General features: G+C 70.4%; 26 protein-coding genes. 12 read left to right on the forward strand and 14 right to left on the reverse strand.

Going from position 1 to position 25,306, the window contains the following annotated elements; genetic code table 11:
• Nucleotides 1-3 precede the first annotated feature (3 nt).
• The 3 genes from ACQP0N_RS17760 to ACQP0N_RS17770 all read left to right on the forward strand — a co-directional run bounded on the left by ACQP0N_RS17760 (nucleotide 4) and on the right by ACQP0N_RS17770 (nucleotide 1,594).
• Nucleotides 4-546: a hypothetical protein gene (locus ACQP0N_RS17760; RefSeq protein ID WP_433111733.1), complete on the forward strand. Its 543-nt coding sequence runs from the start codon at nucleotides 4-6 to the stop codon at nucleotides 544-546.
• 61 nt (nucleotides 547-607) lie between these two features.
• Nucleotides 608-1,111: a hypothetical protein gene (locus ACQP0N_RS17765; RefSeq protein WP_433111736.1), complete on the forward strand. Its 504-nt coding sequence runs from the start codon at nucleotides 608-610 to the stop codon at nucleotides 1,109-1,111.
• A 15-nt stretch (nucleotides 1,112-1,126) separates the two neighbouring features.
• Nucleotides 1,127-1,594 carry a hypothetical protein gene (locus ACQP0N_RS17770; protein ID WP_433111739.1) on the forward strand — a complete coding sequence of 156 codons (468 nt, stop codon included), beginning with the start codon at nucleotides 1,127-1,129 and terminating at the stop codon, nucleotides 1,592-1,594.
• A gap of 71 nt (nucleotides 1,595-1,665) precedes the next feature.
• On the opposite strand, the gene ACQP0N_RS17775 is transcribed toward ACQP0N_RS17770, so the two are convergent.
• The 3 genes from ACQP0N_RS17775 to ACQP0N_RS17785 form a co-directional block, all read right to left on the reverse strand.
• A complete protein-coding gene (locus ACQP0N_RS17775) occupies nucleotides 1,666-2,616 on the reverse strand; it encodes a DUF559 domain-containing protein (protein WP_433111742.1) in 951 nt (316 codons plus the stop codon).
• 127 nt (nucleotides 2,617-2,743) lie between these two features.
• On the reverse strand, nucleotides 2,744-3,145 hold the full coding sequence (locus tag ACQP0N_RS17780; protein ID WP_433111745.1) for a hypothetical protein: 402 nt from the start codon (nucleotides 3,143-3,145) through the stop codon (nucleotides 2,744-2,746).
• Nucleotides 3,146-3,385, reverse strand: a complete 240-nt coding sequence (locus ACQP0N_RS17785; RefSeq protein WP_433111748.1) for a winged helix-turn-helix domain-containing protein — start codon at nucleotides 3,383-3,385, stop codon at nucleotides 3,146-3,148. It lies immediately after the preceding gene.
• A gap of 198 nt (nucleotides 3,386-3,583) precedes the next feature.
• On the opposite strand from ACQP0N_RS17785, the gene ACQP0N_RS17790 reads away from it, so the two are divergent.
• Nucleotides 3,584-3,874, forward strand: a complete 291-nt coding sequence (locus ACQP0N_RS17790; protein WP_355049631.1) for a DivIVA domain-containing protein — start codon at nucleotides 3,584-3,586, stop codon at nucleotides 3,872-3,874.
• Between the two features lie 247 nt (nucleotides 3,875-4,121).
• On the opposite strand, the gene ACQP0N_RS17795 is transcribed toward ACQP0N_RS17790, so the two are convergent.
• Complete coding sequence (locus ACQP0N_RS17795; RefSeq protein WP_433111751.1) at nucleotides 4,122-4,706, reverse strand: hypothetical protein; 585 nt, start codon at nucleotides 4,704-4,706, stop codon at nucleotides 4,122-4,124.
• A 139-nt stretch (nucleotides 4,707-4,845) separates the two neighbouring features.
• Here ACQP0N_RS17795 and ACQP0N_RS17800 point away from each other — a divergent pair, with 139 nt between their 5' ends.
• Entirely contained in the window at nucleotides 4,846-7,557 is a 2,712-nt protein-coding gene (locus ACQP0N_RS17800; RefSeq protein ID WP_433111754.1) for a COR domain-containing protein, read from the forward strand.
• Nucleotides 7,558-7,565: 8 nt separating this feature from the next.
• On the opposite strand, the gene ACQP0N_RS17805 is transcribed toward ACQP0N_RS17800, so the two are convergent.
• From ACQP0N_RS17805 to ACQP0N_RS17820, 4 genes are all read right to left on the reverse strand, one after another.
• Nucleotides 7,566-7,880, reverse strand: coding sequence for a DUF559 domain-containing protein (locus tag ACQP0N_RS17805; protein ID WP_433111757.1), 315 nt, complete (start codon nucleotides 7,878-7,880; stop codon nucleotides 7,566-7,568).
• Nucleotides 7,881-8,324: 444 nt separating this feature from the next.
• A complete protein-coding gene (locus ACQP0N_RS17810; RefSeq protein ID WP_433111760.1) occupies nucleotides 8,325-8,663 on the reverse strand; it encodes a hypothetical protein in 339 nt (112 codons plus the stop codon).
• A gap of 51 nt (nucleotides 8,664-8,714) precedes the next feature.
• Entirely contained in the window at nucleotides 8,715-10,238 is a 1,524-nt protein-coding gene (locus ACQP0N_RS17815) for a hypothetical protein (RefSeq protein WP_433111763.1), read from the reverse strand.
• Between the two features lie 179 nt (nucleotides 10,239-10,417).
• Nucleotides 10,418-12,196, reverse strand: a complete 1,779-nt coding sequence (locus ACQP0N_RS17820) for an ABC transporter ATP-binding protein (RefSeq protein ID WP_433121683.1) — start codon at nucleotides 12,194-12,196, stop codon at nucleotides 10,418-10,420.
• 93 nt (nucleotides 12,197-12,289) lie between these two features.
• Between ACQP0N_RS17820 and ACQP0N_RS17825 the strand changes: the two genes are divergently transcribed.
• A complete protein-coding gene (locus tag ACQP0N_RS17825) occupies nucleotides 12,290-12,718 on the forward strand; it encodes a MarR family winged helix-turn-helix transcriptional regulator (RefSeq protein ID WP_433111766.1) in 429 nt (142 codons plus the stop codon).
• Between the two features lie 145 nt (nucleotides 12,719-12,863).
• The gene (locus tag ACQP0N_RS17830) at nucleotides 12,864-14,648 is read left to right on the forward strand and encodes an N-acetylglutaminylglutamine amidotransferase (RefSeq protein ID WP_433111769.1); all 1,785 of its coding nucleotides are present in this window, start codon (nucleotides 12,864-12,866) and stop codon (nucleotides 14,646-14,648) included.
• A gap of 46 nt (nucleotides 14,649-14,694) precedes the next feature.
• Here ACQP0N_RS17830 and ACQP0N_RS17835 read toward each other — a convergent pair whose 3' ends face one another.
• The 4 genes from ACQP0N_RS17835 to ACQP0N_RS17850 all read right to left on the reverse strand — a co-directional run bounded on the left by ACQP0N_RS17835 (nucleotide 14,695) and on the right by ACQP0N_RS17850 (nucleotide 19,016).
• Nucleotides 14,695-15,828 carry a carboxylate-amine ligase gene (locus ACQP0N_RS17835; protein ID WP_433111772.1) on the reverse strand — a complete coding sequence of 378 codons (1,134 nt, stop codon included), beginning with the start codon at nucleotides 15,826-15,828 and terminating at the stop codon, nucleotides 14,695-14,697.
• Between the two features lie 90 nt (nucleotides 15,829-15,918).
• A complete protein-coding gene (locus tag ACQP0N_RS17840) occupies nucleotides 15,919-17,127 on the reverse strand; it encodes an RNA polymerase sigma factor (RefSeq protein WP_433111774.1) in 1,209 nt (402 codons plus the stop codon).
• A 2-nt stretch (nucleotides 17,128-17,129) separates the two neighbouring features.
• Complete coding sequence (locus ACQP0N_RS17845; RefSeq protein WP_433111777.1) at nucleotides 17,130-17,483, reverse strand: YciI family protein; 354 nt, start codon at nucleotides 17,481-17,483, stop codon at nucleotides 17,130-17,132.
• 234 nt (nucleotides 17,484-17,717) lie between these two features.
• Nucleotides 17,718-19,016, reverse strand: a complete 1,299-nt coding sequence (locus ACQP0N_RS17850) for an MFS transporter (protein ID WP_433111780.1) — start codon at nucleotides 19,014-19,016, stop codon at nucleotides 17,718-17,720.
• Nucleotides 19,017-19,139: 123 nt separating this feature from the next.
• On the opposite strand from ACQP0N_RS17850, the gene nudC reads away from it, so the two are divergent.
• The 4 genes from nudC (at nucleotide 19,140) to ACQP0N_RS17870 (ending at nucleotide 22,631) form a co-directional block, all read left to right on the forward strand.
• Nucleotides 19,140-20,072, forward strand: coding sequence for an NAD(+) diphosphatase (nudC, locus tag ACQP0N_RS17855; protein WP_433111783.1), 933 nt, complete (start codon nucleotides 19,140-19,142; stop codon nucleotides 20,070-20,072).
• A 272-nt stretch (nucleotides 20,073-20,344) separates the two neighbouring features.
• Nucleotides 20,345-21,148: a HalD/BesD family halogenase gene (locus ACQP0N_RS17860; protein WP_433111786.1), complete on the forward strand. Its 804-nt coding sequence runs from the start codon at nucleotides 20,345-20,347 to the stop codon at nucleotides 21,146-21,148.
• 26 nt (nucleotides 21,149-21,174) lie between these two features.
• Complete coding sequence (locus ACQP0N_RS17865; RefSeq protein ID WP_433111789.1) at nucleotides 21,175-22,320, forward strand: fatty acid desaturase; 1,146 nt, start codon at nucleotides 21,175-21,177, stop codon at nucleotides 22,318-22,320.
• Nucleotides 22,317-22,631 carry a hypothetical protein gene (locus ACQP0N_RS17870; protein ID WP_355049645.1) on the forward strand — a complete coding sequence of 105 codons (315 nt, stop codon included), beginning with the start codon at nucleotides 22,317-22,319 and terminating at the stop codon, nucleotides 22,629-22,631. Before ACQP0N_RS17865 ends, ACQP0N_RS17870 begins: the two co-directional genes overlap by 4 nt.
• 62 nt (nucleotides 22,632-22,693) lie before the next feature.
• Here the strand turns inward: ACQP0N_RS17870 and ACQP0N_RS17875 are convergent, their stop codons facing one another.
• Complete coding sequence (locus tag ACQP0N_RS17875; protein ID WP_433111792.1) at nucleotides 22,694-23,326, reverse strand: hypothetical protein; 633 nt, start codon at nucleotides 23,324-23,326, stop codon at nucleotides 22,694-22,696.
• A gap of 110 nt (nucleotides 23,327-23,436) precedes the next feature.
• On the opposite strand from ACQP0N_RS17875, the gene ACQP0N_RS17880 reads away from it, so the two are divergent.
• Nucleotides 23,437-24,423 carry an ArsR/SmtB family transcription factor gene (locus ACQP0N_RS17880; RefSeq protein ID WP_433111795.1) on the forward strand — a complete coding sequence of 329 codons (987 nt, stop codon included), beginning with the start codon at nucleotides 23,437-23,439 and terminating at the stop codon, nucleotides 24,421-24,423.
• Nucleotides 24,424-24,425: 2 nt separating this feature from the next.
• Here ACQP0N_RS17880 and purU read toward each other — a convergent pair whose 3' ends face one another.
• Nucleotides 24,426-25,292, reverse strand: a complete 867-nt coding sequence (gene purU, locus ACQP0N_RS17885) for a formyltetrahydrofolate deformylase (RefSeq protein WP_433121685.1) — start codon at nucleotides 25,290-25,292, stop codon at nucleotides 24,426-24,428.
• Nucleotides 25,293-25,306 lie beyond the last annotated feature (14 nt).

The following is a 25,306-nucleotide window of genomic DNA, read 5'->3' on the forward strand; positions in this document are numbered from 1 at the left end:
GCGGTGCCCGCGCAGGGGTACGTCTACTCGTTCTACGTCCGCGCCACCTTCGCCTGGTCGTCACCGGCGAGCCTGCGGGCCGAGGTGCTGAACTGGTACGTGGGGTACTTCCAGCCGAACGCCATCCAACGCCTGACCCGGCTCGCCGCCGATGCCGCCCGGGACCTGCCCCCGCACCGGGCCGCCGACCTGGAGGTGGCGTTGCAGCAGGCGCTCGCCGAGGACCCGGATTGGTCCTACCGGCGCGGGGACGTCCTCGTGACCTGCCGACCCGACGCCGCCGTACGCCTCGACGAGCGGATGATGCCGGCGCTACGACCCCACGTCGACGCGATGGTGCGGATGGAGTACCAGTTCGACGAGCAGATGCGCCGGGCGACCTACGCCGAGGAGTTGAGCCGGCGGTGGGCGACGATCCTCGGCGACCGCCTCGACGAGGACGCGGACCAGGAGATGGCGGACGCCCGCGAGCACCTGCTCGCCGCCCAGCGGGAGGCCGCGCGCTGGATCGGCGACCTTCTTCACCACCGGGTCACCAAAACTTGATCGCGACTGGTTAGCATCCTCCCGTCCTTCCGCCAGGGAAGGCACGGGGGAGGAACACACGATGCAACTTGAACGCAACTGGAAGCCGTACGCGAAGGGCCCGGCGCTGCTGGTCCTCGCCGTCGTCCTGCTGTTCTCGCCGGAACTGCTGGCGATGATGAACCAGGAGTTCACCTTCGGCAACTGGGTCGGGTACGCGATGGCGGCGCTGGCCCTGATCGGCGGCCTGGGCGCGGTGCGGGAGAGCCGCGAGGCGTTCGCCCTGCGCATCGGTGAGCAGGGCATCACCTGGACCAAGGGACCGAACACCACCGAGTTCGAGTGGTCGGAGGTGACCCGGGTGGCGATCGAGAAAAAGCCGAACGCCGGCAAGCTGGAGAAGCCGAGCACGCTCACCGTCTGGGTGGCCGACCAGACGCAGCGCGCGGTGCCGCCCGACGTCGAGCTGACCGGCCTACGCGGCTACCGCGTCGCCGACCTGCGGAACACCCGGCAGTCCCGCGACGAGGTCGCGGCCGCGCTGCGCCAGTACGGCGGAGACCGCTACCCCACGCCGGCCGCCTGAGTCTCGGAGCCATCAATGTCGACAATGCCCACTCCCGCGCCCGTGCCACCCCCTGCCCTGCGGCCACCCGCCGACGGGGAGTGCCAGTTCTGCGGCAGTCACCCCGCCGCGCGGGTCTCGTTCCAGTCGATGACGAGCATCGTGATCCTGTACGTCGTCTCCTCCCAACGCGGCTGGATGTGCCGCGCCTGCGGCCTCTCGCTGTACCGCCACCACACCAACAAGACCCTGCTGGCCGGCTGGTGGGGAATCGGGATCATCGGCATTCCGATCTTCCTCGGCGTCGACCGCTTCCGGTTGCGGCGCATCCTGCGGCTCGCCCCGCCCCAGCCGACGCCGGGCGTCGCGGCGCACCTGCCCGCGCCCCTCGACCCCGGCAAGCCGGTCATCCAACGCCCCGGCGCGATCGTGAGCCTCATCCTGCTGACCCTGTTCCTCCTGATCGCCGCCTGCGGCGCCCTGGCCTTCGCCACAACCCCCTGACGCGGCTTTTCATGATCACTTGATGGTGACCAGTTGCCAGAGGTCCCGGAGAGCTGGTGACCATCAAGTGATCATGAGGATGGGCGGCGGCTGGCCAGGATCGCCAGGGTCTGCTGGCGGACGTCGGCAGGGTTCGCCAGCAGGCGGCGGTGGGTGAAGCGGACGACGAGGATTCCCGTGGTTGCCAGCAGGGCATCGCGGCGAAGGTCGATCTCGCGTTCGGCCGGGTCGCCGTGGGTGGTTGCGCCGTCCAGCTCGACATTGACGCGCTCGGTCTCGGCGAACATGTCAAGGTAGATGGTCCGGCCGCCGACTCGCACCGGCGCCTGTCGGATGAACGCCGGCATGCCGGGGGCCGTGAACACACGGTCGTGGCCCCAGATCTCCAGCGGGCTACGGCAGCCGGCGGCGAGCCGGTCCACCAGGCCACGCAGAGCCGCGCGGTCGGTCAACCGGGGCTCCTCGGCCAGCGCGACGACGAGCCGCTGCGGTGTGGTGCGCCGGTCGTTCACCGCGCGGATGACCGGCCCGGGACGATCGACCGCCGGCAGCAGCGACCAACAGTCCACCAGGGTCCGGTCGAGTCGCGTCACCGGGAGCCCAGCCCGTACCACCACCTGGGGCGGCTCGGCCGCGAATCCGGTGCGGTGACGCAGAATCAACCCGGGCCGGCCACGCAGACCCGAGCCGATCGGTACGTCCACGTACACCGGCTCGCCGGGTGGCTGGCGGCGTAGGCCCGACACGTCGAGCGCGGTCAGCCGGCTGAGCGCACCCCGACCGTCGGCGTACGCGAGAGCCGCCCGCCGTGTCACTTCGGGTTCGACGCGGGCCAGGAGCGGTTCCGCGGTGCTCGTCCGGGAGAGCAGGGTGGCGTCCAGGTAGACCCCGGGCAGCGCCCGGACCAGCCGACCGGCCCGGCACGCGGCCTGAACCGTCCATTCGGGTGCCGCCCGCACCATCTCCCGCCAGGTGCACACCCCACCACCCGAAGCCACGAGCGCGCACAGTCGCGAGTCCATGGGCCGAACCTGCCGTACCGCGCCCCGGCACACCGGCCGCGCGGGTGCCCCTGTGGACAGCGCGCGCTCCTGTGGCCGCCGCCCCATACCGCGCCTCGACGTGGTATGTGACGGGACAGAGCGTGCGTCAACGCCGTTCGTCAGCGCGCGACCGCGCGGTGGGCCCGTTCCGGACCTCGATCCGCCCATCCACGTCGAAGTAACTGGACGCGGTGACGGACTCCTTGTCGAAGACGTCGTTCGGGCCGGCCACCACCGGCTTGTCCACGACAGCGGTCAGCTCGTGTGGTGCCGTGAGCAGCTGCCCCAGCCGGGCCGAGGCTCGTCGGGCCCCCGCAGAATCATCCGACTCGAAGACCCACACCCAGATCTCGCGAGGGTGTGCGTTCCAGCAGATGAGTTCGGGCCCGGGGAATTCGTCGGCAACGTCGCACGTCATGAGCGCGTCCGGAAAACGCTGCCGCAGGTCCGCCACGCGGGTGGCGAGACCGCCCGCGTAGGCGGCGTGTTCCGAGATGTCCCACGCCACCTACGGCTCCCGCATCCAGGTCTTCGGGTCGGTCACGAAGATGCCCTTGCCCTGGTGCCGCCGGATCACCCGCAGCGCCTCCAGGCGGGCGTAGGCCATCTGCACGGTCCCATGACTGACGTCGTAGCGGGATCGCAGTTCGGCGATCGAGGGCAACTTGTCCCCCGGCTTGAGCTTCTTCGACCTGACGTCGGCGATCACATCGTCGGCGATGCGCCAGTAATCCGGCACTTCTCGCATGGCACTCCTCGCGTGGCAATCCGATTTGATCACACCGCGACGCGCCTAACAAGCAGCGTTGACTCATCTAGCATGTCTAGATATGTTGATCCCGAGCCGCTCCTCGCGTGGCAACGAGTGCGGCTCATCCCCTCGGTCGGGGCGGGTGCGTGCACCCGCCCCGACCCCGCAATCCCCGCTGCCTCAGAGAGGATCGTCGTGGCTCAGGTGTATCGAGGAAGCCAACCCGAGCCGGCCGGCTACCCCGCCCGGCTGACGCCGTTCGAGGTGCGGACCCGCGAGTTCGCCGCCCGTCGGCGCGGCGTCGACCCCGATGAGGTACGCGAGTTCCAGGCCCGCGTGGCCGACGAGCTGAGCACACTGAACGAGACGGTACGGCTGCTCAGTCAGGAGAACGGCCGGCTCGGACGGGCGCTGCGCGACTGGCAGACCATGCATGCTCGGGAGTGCCGACCGCCGCATGATCAACCCAACTCCGGCCACTGGTGACCGCGCGCCCCTCCCCCGGCGATTTGCTCGTCGTCGACGGCCGAGCTTCGGTGCAGTTCGCCGGGGAACGCGCCCTGACCTTCCGCGTCGTGTCGGTGTCGACCCAGCCGACGTACGAGGGCTGGGTCTGGTTGACGGGCTACGTCCTCGACCGTCGGGGCGACGCGACCGTCAAACGCGAGATCTTCGTACAGCTTGCCGGTCTCCGACCTCCGACCGGCACCGGCAGAATCCGCTCCGCGGTTCGTCAACCGTCGTTGGCGCGCACGGCGCTGTCGGCTGCCACCATCGTCCGGTCGGTGAGCGCCTGACGCAGCGCCGCGGACTGCTCCACCGAGCCACCCCGGACACCAAGACTCTGTCGGGCCGCCCGGTAGTAGCCGTCTCGGGCCTCGTTGACCCGTGCCAGTTGCTCCGAGATGCCCGTCGGTGCTCCGACGATCCCTCGGGCGAGCCGCTCCACCTGCCAGACAGCGTCGCGCCACGTCGCGGCGGCCACCACCGTCGGCTCGTCGCCGAGGAGCAGCAGGTTCTCCCAGACGACGGTGCGCCGCGCGTCCGACTCGGCCAGCCGTACGAGACCTTCGTCCCGGTCGATCGGGTGGCTGTGGGACCCGGGCCGCAGGTGGGCCGTCATCCGCAGCGCCACCGCGTAGCTCTCCTTGAGTGCGTGTGCGTAGTCGACGTACGCGTCGAGGCGTCGCTCGTCCCAGCGCACGTTCTGACTACGCCGCCAACGTGCGCGGTCGGCGAGCGAGGTGGCGAGGATCGTGCCCAGCGTGCCGACCAGCACGCCGAGAAGCGCCGGAAGTTGCGTCAACAAGGTGCCCACGCTGCCGAGGCTGCCGTACCGGGGCGGGCCCTGCCACCCCCTGCTTCGATCGGAAACGTGACCTGATTGACGGACGCCCCGGTGGCACCCGGCGTCCATAGTGGTGGACGGTCGCGATGTCACACAGGACGGACAACCGATGATCAAAACGGTAGCCAACCTGGGCCGGTCGGGCATCTCCTCGGTCCCGCCCGACCTGCTGGAGCAGACCGAGCTTGAGGTGCTGTCGCTGTACGGCAACGAGATCCGCAGACTGCCGCCGGAGATCGGCGCCCTCGGGCAGCTCAGAAAGCTGGACCTCGCCGGGAACAGGCTGAGCGATCTCCCGCGCGAGATCGGTGAGCTGAAGCACCTCCGCGAGCTGGACCTCGGCGGGAATCGGCTCACCGTCCTGCCCGAGGAGCTTGGTGCGCTGCCCGATCTACAACTGCTGGACCTGCGGGGCAACCTGCTCAAGACCCTCCCGGCGAGTCTCGCGCCGCTGCTGATCCGGGGTCAGCTGACCATCCGACTCGACGACAACCCACTGGACCAGGCGCTGGTCGAGACGCTGCACCGTGGCGACGCCGCGCTGGGGACGTACCTGCAGAGCCTGGCTGACGGTGTTCCGCAGTACGAGGCCAAGATCCTGCTGGTGGGCGAGGGGAACGTCGGCAAGACGTCGCTGGTCGGGGCGCTCAACGGCGAGCAGTTCGTGCCGGGTCGTCCGACGACGCACGGCATCCAGATCCGGGAGTTGACCCTGAGGCACCCGTTCCTGAACGAGATGCTGACACTACGGACCTGGGACTTCGGTGGCCAGGAGATCTACCGCGTGACCCACCAGTTCTTCTTCAGCCGGCGCGCCATCTACCTGCTCGTCTGGCACCCCCGGGAGGGGCAGGAGCAGGGCGAGGTCGAGGGTTGGCTGCGCCGCATCCGGCTGCGGGTGGGAACGGCGGCCAGGGTGATGATCGTGGCGACCCACGCGGACGAGCGGCGGCCGGAGTTGGACTTCCCGCGCCTGAGCGAAGCCTTCCCGGGGATGATCGCGGGGCAGTACGCGGTGGACAGCGAAACGAACAAGGGCGTGGGAGCCCTGCGGGAGGCCATCGGCGGCGAGGCGGCACGGCTGCCGCAGATGGGCCAGTTGTTCAGCCGACGATGGGCCAGCGCGCGGGACGAGATCCTGGCGCAGGCCGGCGCTCAGCCACAGATGCCCTTCGAGGACTTCGCCGCGATCTGCCGTCGGCACCAGGTCCGTGACGACGAGGTCGTCCACCTGGCGGAGTTGCTCCACGACCTGGGCCAGGTCATCTACTACGGTGACGATGACGGCCTACGCGACATCGTCATCCTCAACCCCGAGTGGTTGACCAAGGCGATCAGTCACGTGCTGGAGGACCACGGCGTCCGGGCCAGCAGCGGGATCCTCGACCACCACGAGCTGCGGCGCATCTGGCGTCAGCGGGACGACGGGCTGTCGTACAACCCCGTCCACCACCCGTTCTTCCTGCGACTGATGGAGAAGTTCGACGTCTCCTACCGGCTGAGCGACCGGGACCGGAGCCTGATCGCCCAGTTGGTCCCGTACGAACGCGCGCAGCCGCCGTGGGAGGCGACACGGCCGCTGCCGGACGGCATTCGGGTGCTGAGGCTCACCTGTGAACTCGGTGAGAGCGCGCCGCCGGGCCTGATCTCGTGGATCACCGTGCGCCATCACGACGCGTCGACGGGCCAGCACTGGCGGCGAGGAGTGTTCCTGCGCCATCCGATCGCGGCGTACCGGTCCGAGGCGCTGGTGGAGTTGCAGGCTGACCACCGCTTGACGATCGAGGTCCGCGCGCCGTCACCCGACCTCTTCTTCAACGTGCTGCGGGACAGCCTGGAGCGTCTTCTTACGACGCGCTGGCCGGGCCTGCCCTTCGCGCTGTTCGTACCGTGCCCGACCCGTGGCAACGACGGTGTCGCCTGCACCGGGCGCTTCCCACTCGACGGGCTGATCAAGTTCCGGGAGCGTTCGACTCGTCCTGGGTCGGTCCGACCCGTCGGCCTGTTCGAGGCCACCCTGGGGGCCGGGGCGGACCGGCCGCAGGTCGTACTCCCCTGCCTGACGTGCCACCAGGACCACGACGTCGCCGGCCTGCTGACCGGCTTCGTGGCGCCGCAGCCCTTCGGCGCTGAGCTGCAGCAGTTGGAGCGGCGCCTCGGCGCCCTCAGCAAGGATGTCGGCGTCATTGGGGACCACGTTGCGGAGACCGCGTCGTTCGCCGCAGACACGGCACACCAGCTCCGTCGGTTGGTGCGGGCCGTCGGCACGGAGGTGAACGACTGCCCACGGTTGTTCACCGTCGCCACGATCCCGCCCGTCGGCTGGCGCCGTCTCTCGTTCGGGCAGCAGCCGATCCGGATCACCCTCTGGTGCGAACAGCCCGGCGAGTGGCACACCTGGGACGGGGCGAGTTACGAGGTGACCGAGCCGCGCGACTGGCTGCGGAAGGTCGGGCCGTACCTGAACCTGGTGTTCAAGACTCTGCGCCTCGTGTATCCGGTGGCGGCCGCGGTGGCCGGCTACGTCGCGCCGAACCTGGATCAGGCGCAGCGGGAACTGGACCTGATGAAGAGCCTCATCGACTCGTTGCCCACGGCGCTCGTCGAAGACGCGCTGGCCGCGCCGCCCGAGTCACGGCACACCCTGTCCGTGGCCGAGGGCGCCGCGCTGCGCTCGTTCAAGGTGCTGCTCATGCAGCTGGACGCCGTCCGCGCTTTCGGAGGGCTGGGCCGGGTGCTCACACCCACCGGGGAGTTCCTGTGGGTGTGCCCGACCCACCGACGCATGCACGACCCAGGGCTGCCGGTGCTACCCGCCTGAGACTCTGTTCAGATCGCCGTGCGGGTCGCGAGGATCGCCAGGGTCTCCCGGCGTACGTCGTCGGCCTCGTGGACCAGGCGGCGATGGGCGAAGCGGACCACCAGGATCCCGACGGTCGCCAGCAGGGCGTCCCGCCGCAGGTCGATCTCCCGCTGTCGGGTGTCGCCATGGGTGGTGGCGCCGTCGAGTTCGATGTTGACCCGTTCCCGCTCGGCGAACATGTCGAGGTAGACGGTGCGCCGCCCCAGACGGATCGGCACCTGCCGGCGGAACACCGGCATGGTCGGGCCGGTGAAGACGTGGTCGTGGCCCCAGATCTCCAACGGGCTTCGGCAGCCGGGTCAGCAGCGTCCGCAGCGCTGACCGGTCGGTCAGCTTCGGCACGGTCGCCACGGCGAGGGTCAGCCGCTCGGGGGTGGTCAGCCAGTCGGGATCAGGTCGTACCGACGAAAACCGGAGGTTCCGGTCCCGGTACCGCGGAGCCGACGGTCGAGGAGGCTTCCCGGGAACTACGGCGGGCGGGAGTCATCCGAACCGGCTACCGTCAGATCGTCGTCCACGATCTGGCACACCTACAACGGGTCGGCCGCTTAGGAAACAGCGGTCAGCACTGGTCCGCCAGTGCCAACTGACCCCCGTGTGGCTCACAGTCACCGAGCCGCGCATCCAACCGGGCGATCCGGTCCAGTCGACCAGGAGCTCATGTCAACAGGCCGCGCCCGTCCCCCGTGCTCACGGGTTGGGTGCCCCGTCAACGCGCACTTGCACTACAGGCTGTTGACGGCTTGGGAGACGCGCAGAACGGCATCGGCGACGGCGGTCACCGTTCCGGCACCGGCCAGCAGAGCCGGTAGCAGGCTGCGGATGCCCTCCACGTTGGGTCGCGGCTCGGCGGCGTAGACCGCTGCCGTGCCCGCCAACTGTGTCAGCCGATCGGCCTCGCGGACTTCCGTCCGGTGCTGCGCGATCTCCTCGATCAGGGCAGCGACGAGCCCGGCGAGGTCCGAGCCTCGGCTGAAGTCGTTGCTCCGGTTGTGCACCTGCGCGTGGTCCCCGAAGACGTTCCCCTCGCCGCTGATGTCACCGCTGAAGTTGAACTGGCTCATCTACTCATCCTTCCGGCCGGATCCGCAGAACAGAAGCAGAACAACAAGCGATCAATCCGACTGGTCGATGCGGTCGGCATTCGACACCCGCCCGTGGTTCCCGAAGATGTTCCCCCGGCCGGACACCTCCCCGATGTTGGTGATGTTGTTGATGATCCGCTGTCGTCCGGCGACCAGCTCGGACGTGTCGATTCCCTTGTCCCGCAGGAACCCGACCAGACAATCGATCACGCCTCGTTGCATCCGCAACAGACAGTCACGCACATCCGCGACTTCGAAATAGTTCTCGATGCTCGTGGTCGCCGCCAGTTCCCGGGCGCTGAACGCCGCCCCGTAGTCGTAACGTCGACCCTCCTGGAGTGCCTCGTAGTGATGCCGGGCCCGGTCATCGTGCGCCTCGTCCAGATCGATGCCCCGGTCTGAGCGCAGGAACAGCTCGGCAACGTAGGTGCGCCACGCCGCGACGGCAAGGGCCCAGGTGGTTGAGCGCCCGTGCAACGGGGTCAGATCATCGTCGAACAGCCCGTAGAACCCTGTGGCGGGCGCTGAGCCGCGGAGAATGGGCGGCAGGACGAAAGCGGCGAACTCGCAGGACAAGATGCCCTGTTCGAGGGTGTAGCGGACGAAGAGGGTGACGACGATTTCGCCACCAACGAGGCTCTTGGCCAGGCACACATACGTCCTGGCCTGCTCGCCGGGCGCGTCGCTGCCCACATCGACCCAGGTTTTGTCCAGCCGGGAGGGCGGGCGTACGTCGTCGGGATGGAACAGGCCCTCACAATCCGGCAGCACGTCCCCCCGCACATAGATCCGCTTGGTCACCTCGATGTCGCTCAGGCCGAGCCGTGACCGAGCGAGCCTTATCAGATCGTCGTGCAGCTCTCGGACGGAGAAGGTCGCAGGTGGTTTCGTATCGTCTCGACTCTCTTCCCGGCTACGGCTGACGTCGACGGGTGGCAGGGCCCATCGGCCGATCTCGGTGCCGCTGCCGACGAACGGGCTGCCCGCGGCACCGTCGAAGACGATCATGTTGGCGTCCTGCAGGGCGGCAAGCTCCTCTTCCAGGTCGGATTCGACCCCTGGCACCTGGGCGGCCAGAGCCTTTCCCTCCACCATGGTGCCGATCGCCGCCGCGCGGGTTTCCCGAAGACTGAGGAACGTCGTGCGCCACCCGACTCCGCACGCGACAGCTATCAAAGGCAGCGAGAGCGTCGCCGTCACCGGGCCGTCGCGCCAGAGGAGGAAGAGGCCGATCGCGACCAGACCGAGCAACGAATAACGCGTCATCGCGACCGCGTCGTACAGCTTTCGCCAATGGGTGTCGGCCGCCTGGGCGTGGCGCACCACCGCAACCGCGTCCACCCCGAAAGGAGGACACCACGCCTTGGGGTTGTCGATGCTGTAATGCAGCAACACTTGCGCAGCCAGCGGCGGACGCAGGTGCATGGCACAGCACAGCTCTCGGCTGGCCAGGTCTTTCGGCACCGAGGGCAGCGCCGACTCCCCGCTGGCACGGTCGCTCACCGTGTCGGCAACGTCTTTCGCACTGAGACTTCTGGAGATTGACGACGCCATGCCGGGACCGTAGTTCCCGCACGGCCAATTCGCTGTCCGCAATTTTGCAGTCCCGGCCGTCAGCCGACCCCGGCCACCACGAGCAGGGCGGGCAGTCGCAGCAGCGCGGCGGGCCACCGTCTACCGACACCTCGACGCGGAACAATGCGCCGGTTTTTAGTCGGATTCTGAGCCGACGTTCAGGCCGCCAGCGCGGCGTAGCGGCCGTTGCGGTTCAGCAGGGTGTCGTGGTCGCCCGACTCGACGATGCGGCCGTGGTCGAGGACCGCGATCTGGTCGGCGTCGCGGACCGTGGACAGGCGGTGGGCGATGGTGATCGTGGTACGCCCCTGGGCGAGCACGTCGAACGCCCTCTGCACGGCGCGTTCGGTCTCGGTGTCGAGGGCGCTGGTGGCCTCGTCGAGGACCAGGATGCGCGGGTCGCGCAGCAGCGTACGGGCGATGGCGAGCCGTTGCTTCTCGCCGCCGGAGAACCGGTGCCCACGCGAGCCGACCTCGGTGTCGTACCCGTCGGGGAGCGCGACGATGAGGTCGTGGATCTGGGCGGCGCGGGCGGCGGCCTCGATCTCGGCATCGGTGGCGTCCGGCCGGGCGTAGCGCAGGTTCTCCCGGACGGTGGTGTGCAGCAGGTACGTCTCCTGGCTGACCACGCCGACGATCGCGGCCAGGTCGGCCAGGCGCAGGTCGCGCAGGTCGACGCCGTCGATGGTGACGCGACCGGCGGTCGGGTCGTGCAGGCGGCTGACCAGGCCCGCGAGGGTGCTCTTGCCGGATCCGGTCTCGCCCACGAGGGCGAGGCTGGTGCCGGCGGGCACGTCGAGGGTGATGCCGGCGAGGGCGGCGGTGTCGCTGCCCGGGTAGCCGAAGGTGACATCTTCCAGGCGCAGGTGTCCCTGGACCCGGGCCGGGTCGAGGCGGACCGGTTCGGCGGGGTCGTCCACGTCGACCGGCAGGTCGAGGTATTCGAAGATGCGGGCGAACAGGGCCAGCGACGCGGTCAGCGACACGCCCACGTTGAGCAGGCCCATCAGCGGCCGGAAGAGGCCGCCCTGTAGGGCGGTGAAAGCGACCAGGGTGCCGATGCTCAGTGTCCCGGCGGCGCCGGGCAGGCCGGCGGCGAGGTAGATGACGGCCGGTACGGCGGCGAAGATGATGCTCATCGAGGCCATCCGCCAGCGTCCGGCCAGCTCGCTGCGCAGCTCCAGGTCGACGAGGCGGGCCGAGGAGGCGGTGAACCGTTCGATGAGGGCGGGCCCGGTGCCCAGGGTCTTGGCGAGCTGGACGCCGCTGACCGACAGCCCCTCCTCGACGGTGACGTTGAGGTCGGCGAGTTCGTGTTGGCGCTGGGCGGTGATCTCGCGGCGCATCCGGGCGACCCGGCGGGTCAGCCAGATGGCCGGTGGCAGCACCACGAGCGAGACCAGGGAGAGCTGCCAGGAGAGCGCGACCATCGCGACGGCGGTGGCGACCACGGTGGTGAGGTTGGCCGCGACGGCGGTGGCGGTGGACGTGACCACCGACTGCATGCCGCCGATGTCGTTGGTGATGCGCGACTGCACCTCGCCGGTGCGGGTGCGGGTGAAGAAGCCCAGTGACTGACGCTGGAGGTGGCGGAAGACGTCGGTGCGCAGCCGGTGCATGACCCGCTGGCCGACCTGGGTGGAGATCCAGGTCTGGACGACGCCGAGCGCGGCGGTCACGGCGGCGACGGCGACCATGCCGAGGACCAGCCAGACCAGCAGGGTCACGTCACCCTGCGGTAGGGCGCGGTCGATCACGGTACGGAGCAGGAACGGGCTCGCCATCGCGACGATCGAGGAGAGCACGATGATCGCGGTGACGATGGCCAGCGCGGGTCGGTGGGGGGTGAAGAGGCGGCCGATGCGGCGCAGGGACACCTGGCGGGCCTGCTCCTTCTCCTCGGCGCTGACGGTGCGGTGGCCGCGGTCGCGGCCCATCGGGGTGGGTTCCAAGGGGAACTCCTTCCGGAAGGATATGCTGAGGTTACCTCAACATGAGGGAACAACAGCATCGGCTGCTACCGTATTCCGGTGACCGAGGACACCGCCGACAGCGGCGACGAGAGCCTGGCCGAGACGTTCTGGGCGGTCGCGTCCCGCCTGCGCCGGCAGACCCGCGAGTCACTGGCCCCGTGGGACGTCACCCCCAGCCAGGCCCGGGCGCTGGGCGTGCTCGGCCGCCACGGCGAGGTACGCCCCGGCACCCTCGCCGAGCACCTGCGCATCGCGCCCCGCTCGGCCACCGAGGTCATCGACGACCTCCAGGCCCGGGGTCTCGTCGAGCGGCGACCCGACCCGGCCGACCGGCGGGCCACCCTGGTCGCGCCGACCGCCGAGGGCACCCGGGTCAGCGCCGCCATCCGGGCCGCCCGCCGCGCCGAGGCGGACCGCTTCTTCGGCCACCTCCCGGACACCGACCGGGCCGAGCTGGCCCGCATCCTGCGCACCCTGCGGGGCTGAGCCGGCCGCGAATTCCCCTGCGGGTTTGTCCGCCCGCTGCGCGGGTAGCCAGCGCCCCCGTTTTCACCGAGGGCCCCGCCACCACCAGTCGGGGAGACCTGACAGGAGGGGCCATGTCCGCCCTGAACCAGCACTGTCCCGCCTGATGTGCGGGATCAGCGGGGAGGCACGCTTCGACGGCCAATCGCCCGACGCGGCGGCCGTCACCCGGATGACCGAGGCGATGCGCTCCCGCGGACCGGACGCCGAGGGCCTGCTGACCGACGACTGGGTGACCCTCGGGCACCGCCGCCTGACCATCATCGACCTGTCCGACGCCGGCGCCCAGCCGATGGCGCGCGACGACCTGGGTCTGGCGCTGGTCTTCAACGGCTGCGTCTACAACTACCCGGAGCTGCGCGAGGAGCTACAGAACGCCGGGTACGCCTTCCGATCCACCAGCGACACCGAGGTGATCCTGGTGGCGTACGCGCACTGGGGCGAACGCTTCGTCGACCACCTGGTGGGCATGTTCGCGATCGGCCTGGTCGACCGGGTCCGGCGACGCCTCGTCCTGGCCCGCGACCGGCTCGGCATCAAACCGCTCTATCTCGCCGAGAGTCCCGGACGGCTCCGGTTCGCCTCCACCCTGCCCGCGCTGCTGGCGGGCGGGGACGTCGACACCGGCATCGATCCGGTGGCCCTGCACCACTACCTGTCCTGGCACTCCATCGTGCCCGCGCCGCGGACCGTGCTGCGCGGCGTCCGCAAGCTGCCGCCGGCCACCCTGCGAATCGTCGAGGCCGACGGGCGCAGCCGGGAGCAGGTGTACTGGCAGCCCGACTACGTACGGGAACCCGCCGACGCCGGGATGGACGCCGCCGACTGGCGGGCCGCCGTCGGGGACGCGCTGCGCACGGCCGTACGCCGCCGGCTCGTGGCCGACGTCCCGGTCGGTGTGCTGCTCTCCGGCGGTCTGGACTCCAGCCTCATCGTGGCGCTGCTCGCCGAGGCCGGTCAGGAGCACCTGCGTACGTTCAGCATCGGCTTCGACAGTCGGGGCGACGAGTCCGGCGACGAGTTCCACTACTCCGACCTGGTGGCCCGCGCGTACGACACCGACCACCAGCGGATCCGGCTCGCCGACGACGACCTGGCGCCCGCCGTACGCAACGCCGTGCGGGCCATGACCGAGCCGATGGGCAGCCACGACGTCGTCGCCTTCCACCTGCTGTCGGAACAGGTGGCGAAGCACGTGAAGGTGGCCCAGTCCGGGCAGGGCGCGGACGAGGTGTTCGCCGGCTACGGCTACCACCAGCCGCTTGTCGACGCGCCCCGGCACGGCGCCGCCGAGACGTTCGCGGCGGCGTTCTTCGACCGGGACCACGACGGGCTGGGTGCCGTCGTCGGCCCGGCGTACGCGCTGGACCATGACGCCAGCCGGGACCTGCTCGCCGGGCACCTCGACGCGCCCGGGGCGCAGACCGCGCTGGACGCGGTGCTGCGCCTGGACACCCACCTGATGCTGCCCGACGATCCGGTCAAGCGGGTGGACAGCATGAGCATGGCGTGGGGGTTGGAGGTGCGCACGCCGTTCCTCGACCAGGACCTGGTCGCCCTCGCCGCGCACTGCCCGCCGGAGCACAAGGTGGCCCAGGGCGGCAAGGGCGTACTCAAGGAGGTGGCCCGGGAGGTGCTGCCGGCCGAGGTGATCGACCGGCCGAAGGGCTACTTCCCGGTGCCGGCGCTGCGCAACGTGGACGGACCGGTGCGCGAGCTGGTCGCCGAGGCGTTGCAGGCCCCGGCGGCCCGCGAGCGCGGGCTGTTCCGTCCCGAGTACGTCTCGCGGCTGCTCGCCGAGCCGGACCGGGCCGAGGCGGCCGCCGGCAGCAACAAGCTGTGGCAGCTCGGCCTGCTGGAGCTGTGGCTACAGATCCACGGCATCACCTGAGCCACCACCGACTCCTGCGGCGTGCGAACGGGAGCGGCCCGGCCCGTCAGGCGGCGGCGGTCTGGGCGGCGAGGTCGTCGATGACGGCACGCAGGTCGCCAGTGTCGTCGAGCACCCGGCGCTGTCGGGTCGCGCCGGTGCCGTCGCGGCGCAGCCGGGCCAGTTGGGCCAGGACGTAGCCGAGGTCGCCGTGCCGCAGCAGCGCCGGGGCGATCGTCGCCATCAGGTCGTCGACCAGGTCCCAGGCCGGGCGGGCACCGCCGGCCCGCAGGTCGATCAGCTCGCCGTCGAGGCCGTCGTGGGCGGCCCGCCAGTGCGCCGCGGCGACGAGACAGTCGCGCACTGCCGGGGCGCGCACACCGGCGCGTACGTCGTCGGCGAGCGTCGCGACCAGGCTGCGGACCAGGGCGGCGACCAGCACGGTGTCGTCCACCGTCGGGCAGACGTCGCCGACGCGCACCTCGACCGTCGGGTACGCCGACGACGGCCGGGCGTACCAGTAGACCATCGCGGCGTCCAGCATGACGCCGGCGGCGATCAGCTCGTCGACCGTGCGGTCGTAGTCGGTGACCGAGTCGAAGTACGGGGTCGGCCCGATGCTGGGCCAGCGTTCCAACTGCATCGACCGCCAACTGGCGTGGCCGGTGTCGTACCCGTCGTGCAGCGGCGAGTTGGTGGTGAGGGCCTGCACCACCGGCAGCCACACCCGCAGGTGGTTGCAGACCTGCACGGCCAGCTCCCGGTCCGGGAGCCCGACGTGCACATGACAGCCGCACACCGCCGGATCGTGTGCCACCGGCCCGTACCGGCGCGACATGGCGTGGTAGCGCGGCTCGTCGGGCACCGTCCGGTGCGGCTCGCCCACCGGCGTCGCGCCGACGGCGACGAGCCGGGCCCCGGCCCGGGCGGCGGCCTGGACGGCCGATCGCCGCAGCGCCACCAGGTGGGTACGGAGTTCGTCGAGGTCGGCGCAGACCGGGGTGACCATCTCGACCATGCTGTGCCGGAACTCCTGGCGGCTCTGGTCGCGGGCCGGGCCGCGCAGCGCGGCCCGCACCTCGTCGGCGACCGGCAGGTTGCCTCCGCTGGACGGGTCGAGCAGCAGGAACTCCTCCTCGACGCCGAGGGTGAGCGTGTCGAGGTCGGCAACGGCGTCGACGGTCGCCGGACGGTACGCCATCTCCGCCTCCATCCGCTGCTGCGGCCCCGGGCGGGCAGCCGGGCCGACGGGCGGCTCGGTTTCCCGGTCGGGCCACCGGCAAACGCGCGGTCAGCCCGGGGCCAGCGCCGCCGCCCGTGCGGTGAGGAAGGCCCGCTCGGCCGCGTTGTCCGTCAACGCCACGGCCGTCCGGTACGCCTCGACGGCCTCGGCGTCGCGGCCGAGCCGGGCCAGCAGGTCGGCGCGGACGACGTGCCCCACGTGGTACCCGGGCAGGTCGAGGCGGTCCACCTCGGCCAGCGCCACGGCCGCGCCGGCGACCTCGGCGAGCGCGACGGCCCGGTTCAGCGCCACCACCGGGCCCGGGGCGACGGCCGTGAGCTGGTCGTACAGCGTGAGGATCTGTCCCCAGTCGGTGTCGGCGGCGCGGGGCGCGACGCTGTGCACGGCGGCGATCGCGGCCTGGATCTGGTACGGCCCCGGCCGGCCGCGGCGCAGGCAGCGGCGCACCAGCGCCTGCCCCTCGGCGACGAACACGGCGTCCCACCGGCTCCGGTCCTGCTCGGGCAACGGCACGAGGTCACCGCCGACGGTGGTGCGGGCGGCTCGGCGGGATTCGGTGAGCAGCATCAGCGCGAGCAGTCCGAGCGCCTCCGGCTCGTCCGGCATCAGCTCGACGAGCAGCCGGGCCAGCCGGATCGCCTCGGCGCACAGGTCGGCGCGGACCAGGTGCGGGCCGGTGCTGGCCGTGTAACCCTCATTGAAGATCAGGTACAGCACCGCGAGGACGGCGTGCAGCCGGTCGGGCAGGTCGGCGTCGCTCGGCACCCGGTACGGGATGCGCGCGTGGCGGATCTTCGACTTGGCGCGGACCAACCGCTGCGCCATCGTCGCCTCCGGCACCAGGAACGCGCGGGCGATCTCGGCGGTCCGCAGGCCACCGAGCAGACGCAGGGTGAGCGCGATCCGGGTGGCCGGCGCGAGCGCCGGATGACAGCAGGTGAAGATCAGACGGAGCCGGTCATCGCGCACGGGCCCCTCCTCGGCGGGTGGGTCGGGGGCGTACAGCAGGGCCGCCTGGGCGTGCCGGTCGGCACGGGTCGCCTCCCGACGCAGCCGGTCGATGGCCTGGTTGCGGGCGGTGGTGATGATCCAACCGGCCGGGCTGGGCGGTGGGCCGGTGGTCGGCCACCGCCGCAGCGCGATCGTGAAGGCGTCCTGCACGGCCTCCTCGGCGAGGTCGATGTCGCCGAGGAGGCGCACCAGGACGGCGACCGCGCGCCCGTACTCGGCGCGGAACACCGCCTCCACGTCGGGCACTGTCAACCTCCGGCGGCGGACCGGAAGGGGCGGACCTCGATCGGCAGGGTGGTGGCCAGCGCGTAACGGCGCCCCCAGCGCAGGGCGGCGTCCAGGTCCGGAACGTCGATGATGGTGACTCCGCCCAGGTGTTCCTTGCCCTCCACGAACGGCCCGTCGGTGACCAGGACGTCGCCGTCGCGGGGACGCAGCACGGTGGCGGTCTCCGGCCCGTGCAGGCCCTGACCGAACACCCACGACCCGTCCGCGACGAGCTCGTCCCGCAGCTCACCGACCTCGCGCATGACCTGGGCCAGGAACTCCGGCTCCGGTGTCCCGCCGTCGGGCTGGTGCATGCTGATCAAATAGAGCGTCATCGTTCCTCCTCGCGGGCGGCGGGTCGACCGCACGTCGACCCCTCATCCTCCACACGAACGGCGACCGCCCACATCGACAGGCCGACCGGACCGGGGTCGGCCCGCCGACGCCGAAGGGTCTACCGCCACGCCGACCACCGTCGCCCCGGTGGCCGGCCCAGGGCATGGCGAGACACCAGCGCGGGGGGGCTCCGCACCGGTGTCCGCCCTCGCCTACGCGGGGAGCGTGGTGGTTCAGGTGTTCTGAGCTACCGGCTCCTGGGTGACCACCGGCCGATCGGTCTGCCGACCGTGCACCATCTTCTCGAGCACCAGGACGGCCGGGGCCGCGGCGACGCTGAGCACGCCGAGGAAGAGCCAGGGCCACCACGGCTGGGCGGCCAGTAGGAAGGTCAGCAGCGCCGGGGCGGTGGTCTGCCCGAACGTCCAGGACAACTGGTAGACCGCGAGGTAGCGGCCGCGCATGTGGTCCGGAGCGAGGGTGACGCTCAGGTTTTCGTACAGTGGGGTCGCGGTCGTCTCGGCGGTCGTGTAAAGGACCGTGGCGGCGAACAGGCCGGCGATCACCGCCCATGGCGGTGCCGCGACGAGCACCGCGAAGAGACCGAACGCGACTGCATTGATCAAGCAGGAGATTGCGATGACCCGGGTCGCCCGGAATCGCTCCATGGCCCGGCTGACCACCGTCTGGGTCAGCGCAACCTGCACACTGTTGAGCACCAGCAGCGCCCCCGCGATCCAGGCGCCCTCACCCAGGCCCTCGATGATGTACACGCCCAACAGCAGACTCAGCACCAGAGCCGCGAACACGAACGACACGTTGATCGCTACCAGCAGCATGTACCGTCGGTCGCGCAACACCGTGCGGTATCCCACGGCAGGCAGGTCGGGCGTCTCGGCGGAGGAGGGCTCCGGCTTCCGCTCGTCGGGCTTCCAGCGCGCGAGCAGCAGCGCGGCCACCAGGTAGCTCAAGACGTTCGCGGCGACGAGGATGCGCAGGCCGGTGGATCCGTCGAAGCCCACCAGCAGTGCGCCGAGCGCGCCACCCAGCCCGAGACCGACGTTGCGCAACATGTGCAGCATGGCGAACCATCGGGTCCGCTGCGTTCCCTGCGCGGCCAGCGCCACCAGGCCGTTGCTGGTGGTCCAGTAGGTCACCGCGCCAACCTGGGTCAGCAGGGTGACCACGACGATCTTCCAGGCGCTGTCGGCGACCAGGAAGCCGGCGTAGCCGACCGCGGAGATCATGTTCCCGGTGAGCGCCGTCCGCCGTGGACCGATCCGGTCGGACAACGGCCCAACCAGGACAGCCGTGGGCACGGCGATGAGGCGGGCGATGGTGATGGCTGCGCCGATGGCGGGAAGCGACAGTGACGTCGTCTGCGCGAAGTAGACAACGATGAACGCCAACAGCATGCCGCTGCCGAGACTGTCGATGACCGCGGCGGACGCGAGATTGCGGTGCTGCGCCATACGGGGCAACCCGAGTCGGTCGGTGAGGAAGCCTTGCTGTTCGGATCGTGGAGCTGCCACGTCGGGTCTCCTTCAAGGGCTGCGGACCACTCCAGCATCGAAGGCCGTACCGGATCGACAGAGAGATTAGATCTGGATGGAATCTTGGCCCGCGGCAGCGACGGGCCGTGGTAGAGATCCCGCATGGCGTTCGATGATCTGGCCTACACCGGGACACCGCACGATCGCGTCCCGGCCCGGCGTGCCGACCCCGAGTGGGTGGCCGACCAGTTCGCCCGCCCCGACGTCCAGCTCGTACCGATGTGGAGGGACCGCTGCCTGCTGGCCGCCGGCGTCCCGATCGTCGCGACCGGACACCGGAGTCGGCAGATCGCGGCCGCCGCCGGCGAGTCTGTGCTGCTCGGCCTGGAGGACGGCACCCCCGTCTTCGCCGCCGACCTGAGCGCCGTCGACGAGCCCACCGCGCTGCGGCTGTCCGCCGCACAGGAAAGCACCGACCTGCGGAGGCTGGCGGCCAGGCTGTCGCATCCGCAGGCCGCGACCCTGGCGTACGCGCGCGGCCTGCTCCACTGGAACCGCCACACCCGCTTCTGCGGCGTCTGCGGGTCACCCGCGCGCAGCGCCCAGGCCGGCCACGTCCGGGTGTGCACCGCCCTGGACTGCGCCCGGGTGTTGTTTCCCCGGATCGAGCCGGCTGTGATCGTGCTGATCGAGAGTCCCGGCCCGGAGCCGCGCTGCCTGCTGGCCCGTCACCACGGCGCGGACCCGGACAGCTTCTCGTTGCTGGCCGGCTTCGTCGAGATCGGCGAGAGTCTGGAGGGCACGGTACGCCGCGAAGCCGCCGAGGAGGCGGGTGTCGCGGTCGGCACCGTCACCTACCAGGGCTCCCAGGGGTGGCCGTTCCCGTCCGGCATGATGATCGGCTTCGTCGGCCAGGCGCTCGACGACCGGATCGACGTGGACGGCGCGGAACTGCTCGAGGCGCGGTGGTTCACCCGCGACGAAGTGGTCGAGCGGATCGTCGACGGTCCCGGAGGGGGACCCGCCGACTCGATCGGTGGCTGGTTGCTGCGCTCCTGGGCCGGCCTCGGCGCGTCACCGGAAGATCGCCCCTGACCCGATCGGACTTTCCTCCGGACCTGGTGCGTCATCGTGCGATGCGAGTTTATGCATCGACGAAGCGCTTTGGATCGACCCGTCCGGGTGCGAGAGTCGACCTGCAACGTACATGAATCCGGCGTTATCGCTGCATGTGGTTGATCAGTCGTCACGACCGAGTCGCTTGCCCGTCTGGGATCGCCACGGTCCCAGCTGCGCCATGCCCGGAGGCCTCCGGGTCGCCCACGTGGCCTCACGCGTACTCATTCCGACATCCGGAAAGGACATTCATGGAAGCCCCCATCCTTCCGTCCGTCGCAACCGCCGAGGTGCAGCCCAGCTCGGTGGCCGAACTGATGGCCACCCACCTGGCCGAGAAGTTCCCGGCGGCGAGCCGTGCCGAACTGGCCGCCCGGTTCGCGGATGAGCACATTGTGACGCTGCCGGGCTTCTGCCCGCCTCCGCTCCTCGCCGCCGTCCGCGACGAGGCGGTCGACATCATGGCTCGGCACGGCACCTATCACGACCTGACCTTCGAGATCACCGACAACACCCCCCGTCGGATGCGTACGGTGGGCCAGCCGGTGATCCGCGACGAGGGTCCGCTGGTGCACAACTTCTACTTCGCCCCGGTGCTGCTGGACTTCGTCGCCGACGTGGTGGGTGAGCCGGTGCACACCTGCCCGTACGCGGGCGAGCACTACGTGATCAGCCGGCTCGACGCCAACGGTGACACCCACGGCTGGCACTGGGACGACTACACCTACGGCATCATCCTGGTGCTGGAGGCTCCGCATTACACCGAGGGTGGTTTCGTCCAGGCGGTCCCGAACACGCACTGGGACAAGGGCAACCCCGACGTGTACGGGGCCCTGCTGTCGAGCCAGGTCCGCTCCTACGCCCTGGAGCCGGGTGACGCGTACGTCGTGAAGACCAACACCACCATGCACCGCGTCCACCCGATCCGCGGCGAGGGCCGCCGCACGATTGTCAACATGACGCTGGCCAGCACCGCCGACCTCGACCGACCGATGACTCACGAGACCAACGACGCGCTCTTCGGTGGCGTACGCGACCCTCGGATCGGCAGTTGACCGGCGACGCGATGGAGGGAGAACCGATGCAACCTCGCGAATCCATGCGCGGCCTGCCGCGTCTCGTCCAGCCGTTCCTGACCTGGGTCACCGGCATGCCGCTGACCGGCGCCAAGCCCCGGGTGCTGTGGCGGCCGGTGCTCGCGCTGATCGCAGGCTTCGTGCAGACCGTGGTGGGCGTGACCATCGGTGTCGCGGGCCTGCAGGCGCGTTGGTATCTCGGGATTCCGTTGGTGCTGCTGTCCTGGCCGATCACCGCCGGCGGAATACGCCGGCTGGACGTGGTGGTGGTGCACCAGACGCTGCACCAGATGTACACCCCTTCGACCCGAGGGAATCGCATCGTCAGCGAGATTGTCACCACCCTGACGTGGCGCCCGCCGTACGACGAGAACCGCAAGGAACACCTTGTGCACCACGCCCACCCGTGTTCCCTGCGCGACGGCGACACCCTCTACCTGGCTTCAACCGGGGCGCGTCCGGGCATGACGAGGCGAGAATTCCGCGGCTACCTGTGGCGGGCGCTGATCTCGCCGCGGCACCACTGGTCATTCTTCGCCGGACGGATGCGTGGCAACTTCTTCTCCCGGCCGCCGGCGTACCGGCTGGCGATGAGCCTGAGCTACCTCGCCGCGACCGTGGTCTTCCTCGGGCTGACCGGCTGGTGGCTGCAGTGGCTGCTGCTGTGGTTCCTACCGGCAACCTTCTTCTTCCACAACCACACGCTGCTGTACACGCTGAGCGAGCACCGGTGGTGGCTCTTCCAGAACGCCGAGCGGCTCACCAAGCCCCAGCGTGACCAGCTGACCTTCGGGCGGTTCTGCGGTACGGCGGTGCCGCAGACCGGGGACGTCGGTCCGCTCCGCGCCGGCCTCGCCTGGACCGGCTGGTGGGCACGGATGCTGCTGCTGTACGCCCCGTACCGCTTGTGCATCCTGGTCGGCGACACCGTCCAGCATGATCTTCACCATGTGCGCCCCAAGTGCGACTGGGCGAACTCGTCCTGGGTACGCAACGCCGACCTCGGCACCAATCAGGCGGGCCGGTACTTCGAGGTGTGGGGCGGCCTGCTCAGCCACGTCTACGTCGGGAACAGCGTCTCCGACTGGATCACGGCGGAACCCTCCACGCCGTCGCGCCGTCCGGCGGTCAAGGAGGCGGTGGCCGCATGAGGCGGCAGTCCGAGTCGCTGGACCCGGCGGCGGTGCGGGCCGCCGTACGCGACATCGTCGAGGCTCCACGGTACGACGCCTGGCTTATGGAGATGCCGGACGAGATGCTGGTGCGGCTCGCGGCTCCGCTGGAGATGTTGCAGTTCCAGTTCTACCTCACGCCGCGGCTGGAGCGACACCTGGTCCGCGCGGCACGGGTCTGCTGCGAGGCGAGCGCCGTCGGCCTGGAAACCTGCCCCGCCGACATGCGCCAGGCGTTCCGGGTCCTGGCGGACGTGGTCGGGGTGCGAACCTCGCTCGAGCTCGGCTGAGACCGGTCTGGCGCGATCGAAGCGCGGGCGGGAAATCCCGCCTGCGCTTCGTCGTTTCCTGCTCAGATCATTCCGCAGCGGGTCCCGAGGATGTTGTCGGCGGGCAACGCCTGCTCGGCGAGGAGGCTCATCCACGACGAAAGCCCGAGGTCGCACACGCCCCGAGCCGGGGCCGGCAGCCGAGAGGCCAGGAACCATCGCTGGGCGGCGGCGGACGGCCCTGCCACGAACGTGATCCGCAGCCCGTGCTCCCCGGCGGCCCAGGTCAGCGCATGCCGCTGGGGTTCGCCGCGCGCGATAGCCCCCAGCCAGACCCCTTCGGGGGCCAGCGCCCCAGCCACCAGGGCGGTCAGGTCGGCCAGGTCGGGGCGCGCGATGACGGAGCCGTCGACGACGAAGTCCAGCCGGCCGGCGAAACGCTCCGACCGCAGGTCCGGCGCCGTCAGGCTGACGGGACGGCGAACTCCTCCCGGGCGGCGGCCACCGTGCCGTGACCGGCCCTCGGGCACCCGCCCGAGACGGTAATAGTTTCCGGCGGCCAGATAGGCGAGGGTGAACGGATTTCCGCCGACCGGCTCCGACGCCAGGTCCAGCAGACGGTGGTCCTCGCGCAGACCCGCCCGCAACAGGATCACCAGTTGTAGGGCGTCCGCGAGCTGGTCGTTGGCGGGGCGCGGAAGTGCCGCGAGGGTCATCTTCTCCTCCGGTTCTGCCTTGTCGGAACGATGGTCAGGCGGTTTCCCCGCCCGGCGGGCAACTGCGAGAATGAGCGCGGGTCCGATCGCGGGTGAAGGATGAGGGACGCATGCTGAGGCTGGAATTCTCGGTCGAGGACATCGCCCGGACCCGATTCGCCAGCTCCCCGCTGTGGGAGGTGGTAACCAGCGTTCAGGCGCTCAAGGATCCAGGCCGGCACGTTCTGCACCTGAGCTGGCACGATGTGACCCAGCGCCGGCTGAGCCGCGAGGGAGTCAACTTCCCGCTGCTCAGCGCACTGGTCCCGGTCCCGAGCTACTACGTGCCGGATTTCCTCACTCCGGTACCGGACACCGCGGCGCCCACCCTGGACGAGGAGCTGGCCGGTGTCGCCGCCACGCCGCCGGGCCTGGTGCGCACCGACCTGGAGCGGATGCCGAAGCCGTGGCCGGCCCTGGTCAGCGCGTTGCATCGCGACCCCGCCACCGGCCTGGCCCGACTGATCGACGAGATACGCGCCTACTGGGCGGTCGCGTTGGCGCCGCATTGGCCGCGCATCAAGCGCCTGCTCGACGGTGAGGTACTGCACCGCGCCCGGGCACTCGCCCACGGCGGCGCGGCCGCACTGTTCCAGGGACTCCATCCCCAGGTCAGTTGGCACGAGGCGAGTCTGCGGGTGGCACACCCCGCCTACGAGGCGACCCGGGCGCTGGACGCTGGCCTTGGCCTGGTGCTGGTGCCCAGCGTGTTCGTGTGGCCGGGGGTGTTCTCCCAGAGCAACCCTCCGGGCCAGCCCGGCCTGGTGTATCCCCCGCACGGCATCGGGCAGTTGTGGGGGTCCGGGGCCCGGCCGGCGCCACGCGCTCTCGCGGGGCTGATCGGGCCGTCCCGCGCCCGGATCCTGATCGAGCTGGAGGTGTCCACCTCGACGGCGGAGCTGTCGTCCCGGCTGAAGATGTCGGCGCCCAACGTCTCGCACCACCTCACCACGCTTCGCAAGGCAGGCCTCGTCGCCGCCCACCGCGCCGGGCACAGCGTCCTCTACCTGCGGACGGCGGCGGCCCAGACGCTGATCGCCGCCTGCGAGCCGGGCTGAGCTCACGAGAACACGACTGTGCGCTGCCCGCTGAGGATGACCCGGCGCTCGGCGTGCCACTTGACCGCCCGCGCCAGTGCCCTGGCCTCCAGATCGTGGTTCAGCGCGGCCAGTTTCTCCGGCGTGAACCGGTGGTCGGCCCGGGCGAAGTCCTGCTCGATGATCGGTCCCTCGTCGAGATCGGCCGTGACGTAGTGAGCCGTCGCACCGATGACCTTGACTCCGCGCTCGTGTGCTCTGCGGTAGGGGCTCGCGCCCTTGAAGCTCGGCAACAGGCTGTGATGAATGTTGATCACCCGCCCCGCCAACCGACGGCACAACTGGGGCGAGAGAATCTGCATGTAGCGGGCGAGCACGAGGGTGTCCGCCGAGTACGTGTCGATCAGCCTGACCAATTCCGCCTCGGCGTCCGTCCTGCCCTCGGCGGTGACCGGCACGTGGTGGAAGGGCACGCCGTGCCACCGGGCGATGTCCGCCAGGTCGACGTGGTTGGATACCACCGCGGACACCTCCACCGGCAGGGCGCCGGTGTGAGCCCGGAACAGCAGGTCGTTCAAGCAGTGACCGTACCTGGAGACCATCACGAGCACCCGGTGTGGGACGGAAAGGTCGTGTAGCTGCCACTGCATGCGGAAGCTCTCGGCGACCGGCTCGAACTCCTTACGGATCCGCTCGACATCAGCCGGCCCGGGCTCACCCCGCGCCTGCACCCGCATGAAGAATCGGTTCGCCGCGGTGTCGGCGAACTGCTGACTCTCCGAGATGCTCAGCCGCTGGTCGGCCAGAAACCCGGTGACCTCCCTGACGATCCCGCGCCGGTCGTCGCAGGCAAGCGTCAGGACGTAGTCGGGCTGGACCGGTTCGGGCATGGCGGGACTCCTTG

The sequence above is a fragment of the Micromonospora sp. CA-246542 genome (assembly GCF_050942905.1).
Taxonomy (GTDB): Bacteria; Actinomycetota; Actinomycetes; order Mycobacteriales; family Micromonosporaceae; genus Micromonospora.

Excerpts from the sequence above, each read along its gene's own strand:
- ACQP0N_RS17765 (WP_433111736.1), top strand. The coding sequence starts at position 608 with ATGCAACTTGAACGCAACTGGAAGCCGTACGCGAAGGGCCCGGCGCTG.
- ACQP0N_RS17770 (WP_433111739.1), top strand. The coding sequence starts at position 1,127 with ATGTCGACAATGCCCACTCCCGCGCCCGTGCCACCCCCTGCCCTGCGG.
- ACQP0N_RS17775 (WP_433111742.1), bottom strand. The coding sequence starts at position 2,616 with ATGGACTCGCGACTGTGCGCGCTCGTGGCTTCGGGTGGTGGGGTGTGC.
- ACQP0N_RS17785 (WP_433111748.1), bottom strand. The coding sequence starts at position 3,385 with ATGCGAGAAGTGCCGGATTACTGGCGCATCGCCGACGATGTGATCGCC.
- ACQP0N_RS17800 (WP_433111754.1), top strand. The coding sequence starts at position 4,846 with ATGATCAAAACGGTAGCCAACCTGGGCCGGTCGGGCATCTCCTCGGTC.
- ACQP0N_RS17810 (WP_433111760.1), bottom strand. The coding sequence starts at position 8,663 with ATGAGCCAGTTCAACTTCAGCGGTGACATCAGCGGCGAGGGGAACGTC.
- ACQP0N_RS17815 (WP_433111763.1), bottom strand. The coding sequence starts at position 10,238 with ATGGCGTCGTCAATCTCCAGAAGTCTCAGTGCGAAAGACGTTGCCGAC.
- ACQP0N_RS17820 (WP_433121683.1), bottom strand. The coding sequence starts at position 12,196 with ATGGGCCGCGACCGCGGCCACCGCACCGTCAGCGCCGAGGAGAAGGAG.
- ACQP0N_RS17830 (WP_433111769.1), top strand. The coding sequence starts at position 12,864 with ATGTGCGGGATCAGCGGGGAGGCACGCTTCGACGGCCAATCGCCCGAC.
- ACQP0N_RS17835 (WP_433111772.1), bottom strand. The coding sequence starts at position 15,828 with ATGGCGTACCGTCCGGCGACCGTCGACGCCGTTGCCGACCTCGACACG.
- ACQP0N_RS17845 (WP_433111777.1), bottom strand. The coding sequence starts at position 17,483 with ATGACGCTCTATTTGATCAGCATGCACCAGCCCGACGGCGGGACACCG.
- nudC (WP_433111783.1), top strand. The coding sequence starts at position 19,140 with ATGGCGTTCGATGATCTGGCCTACACCGGGACACCGCACGATCGCGTC.
- ACQP0N_RS17860 (WP_433111786.1), top strand. The coding sequence starts at position 20,345 with ATGGAAGCCCCCATCCTTCCGTCCGTCGCAACCGCCGAGGTGCAGCCC.
- ACQP0N_RS17865 (WP_433111789.1), top strand. The coding sequence starts at position 21,175 with ATGCAACCTCGCGAATCCATGCGCGGCCTGCCGCGTCTCGTCCAGCCG.
- ACQP0N_RS17870 (WP_355049645.1), top strand. The coding sequence starts at position 22,317 with ATGAGGCGGCAGTCCGAGTCGCTGGACCCGGCGGCGGTGCGGGCCGCC.
- ACQP0N_RS17875 (WP_433111792.1), bottom strand. The coding sequence starts at position 23,326 with ATGACCCTCGCGGCACTTCCGCGCCCCGCCAACGACCAGCTCGCGGAC.
- ACQP0N_RS17880 (WP_433111795.1), top strand. The coding sequence starts at position 23,437 with ATGCTGAGGCTGGAATTCTCGGTCGAGGACATCGCCCGGACCCGATTC.
- purU (WP_433121685.1), bottom strand. The coding sequence starts at position 25,292 with ATGCCCGAACCGGTCCAGCCCGACTACGTCCTGACGCTTGCCTGCGAC.